Raw genomic sequence first — 1,911 nt, forward strand, 5'->3', positions numbered from 1 at the left:
CCGAAATCGAGCAAGACAAGACGATGGTCGCCCGAATGGCGGCGGCAACGGTGGGAGCGGGAGCTAGCGAATGACCGACCTGATGGGAAATCTGGCGGGCACCGACCTCGGGCTGACGCCGAGGTTGAAGAAGAACGACGGCGTGCCCACCACGGACCAGCCGCAGAAGGGCAAGGACTTCACCAGTGATCAAGAGGTCCGCTGGTGCCCCGGCTGCGGTGACTACGTCATCCTCAACACCATTCGCAACTTCCTGCCCGAGCTCGGGCTGCGCCGCGAGAACATCGTGTTCGTCAGCGGCATCGGCTGCTCGAGCCGCTTCCCGTACTACCTGGAGACCTACGGCTTCCACTCCATCCACGGCCGCGCACCGGCGATCGCCACCGGTCTGGCCCTGGCCCGAGAGGACCTGTCGGTGTGGGTGGTCACCGGTGACGGCGACGCGCTGTCGATCGGTGGCAACCACCTGATCCACGCGCTGCGCCGCAACGTCAACATCACGATCCTGTTGTTCAACAACAGGATCTACGGGTTGACCAAGGGCCAGTACTCGCCCACGTCGGAGGTCGGCAAGGTCACCAAGTCGACCCCCATGGGGTCGCTGGACCACCCGTTCAACCCCGTGTCGCTTGCGCTGGGTGCCGAGGCGACGTTCGTCGGCCGCGCCCTGGACTCCGACCGCAACGGGCTCACCGAGGTGTTGCGCGCGGCCGCGGAGCACCGCGGCGCCGCCGTGGTCGAAATCCTGCAGGACTGCCCGATTTTCAACGACGGATCATTCGACGTGCTCCGCAAGGAAGGCGCCGAGGAGCGGGTGATCAACATCCGCCACGGCGAGCCGATCACCTTCGGTGCCGACGGCGAGTACTGCGTGGTGAAGTCCGGCTTCGGCCTCGAGTTCGCCAAGACCGCCGACGTGTCCGTCGACGAAATAATGGTGCACGACGCGCACACCGACGACTCGGCCTACGCGTTCGCGCTGTCCCGGCTGTCCGATCAGAATCTCGATCACACTGTGCTCGGCATCTTCCGGGACGTCAGCCGGCCCACGTACGACGACGCGGCGCGCTCCCAGGTGCAGGCCGCGCGGGCCTCGAAGCCGTTCGACGACGCCGCTCTGCAATCATTGCTGCGTGGCCGCGACACCTGGACCGTCGACTGACGTGAGCGAAACAATCTCCCTGGCCGGGGTTGTCCTGGCCGGCGGCGCCTCGCAACGCATGGGCCGCGACAAGGCCAACCTCCCGATCCCGCCATCCGCTGGATCCGGCTCGACCACGATGGTCGAGCACGTCGTCGGCGTCCTCCAACAGCGTTGCGACCCGGTGCTCGTCATGGCCGCCCAGGGGCAGCCGCTCCCCGAACTGCAGGCTCGGGTGATGCGCGACGAACTGCGTGGGCTGGGGCCGCTGCCGGCGACGGGGCGGGCGCTGCGCGCGGCGGCCGACGCCGGGGCGCGGCTCGCGTTCGTCTGCGCGGTCGACATGCCGTTCCTGGCAGTCGAACTCATCGACGATCTCGCCCGTCGGGCGGTGGAGACCGGCGCGGAAGTGGTGCTGCCGTGGGACGGCCAGGACCACTACCTTGCCGCGGTGTACCGGACCGACCTGGCCGACCGCGTGGACGCGTTGGTGGCCGCCGGCGAGCGCAAGATGCGCGCCCTGGTGGATGCGTCGGACGCCCAGCGCATCGTGACCTCGGAGTCGCGGTCGCTGACCAACGTCAACACCGACGCCGAGCTACGCGCCCTCGCGCAGTCCCGCAGCTGACCCGCAACGCACCCGAGCGGGTGCGCATAACCGGGCGAGAATTCGTGAGTGAATTCGGCATGAGAAGAGCTGCTTTCCGCTTAAACAATTGCTGGGCGATGTGCCGGGTGATGGTATTTGCCATTTTGTGATCTGTTGGGGT

Annotated in this window: 2 protein-coding genes; both read left to right on the forward strand. The window is 67.3% G+C overall.

What is annotated here, in order from left to right:
* Window positions 1–70 precede the first annotated feature (70 nt).
* The gene (locus A9X05_RS11765) at window positions 71–1,162 is read left to right on the forward strand and encodes a 2-oxoacid:ferredoxin oxidoreductase subunit beta (RefSeq protein ID WP_067749518.1); all 1,092 of its coding nucleotides are present in this window, start codon (window positions 71–73) and stop codon (window positions 1,160–1,162) included.
* Window position 1,163: 1 nt separating this feature from the next.
* Window positions 1,164–1,769, forward strand: a complete 606-nt coding sequence (gene mobA / locus A9X05_RS11770) for a molybdenum cofactor guanylyltransferase (RefSeq protein WP_067749520.1) — start codon at window positions 1,164–1,166, stop codon at window positions 1,767–1,769.
* Window positions 1,770–1,911: the final 142 nt, after the last annotated feature.

Source organism: Mycobacterium sp. E3298 (genome assembly GCF_001666895.1).
Lineage (GTDB): Bacteria > Actinomycetota > Actinomycetes > Mycobacteriales > Mycobacteriaceae > Mycobacterium.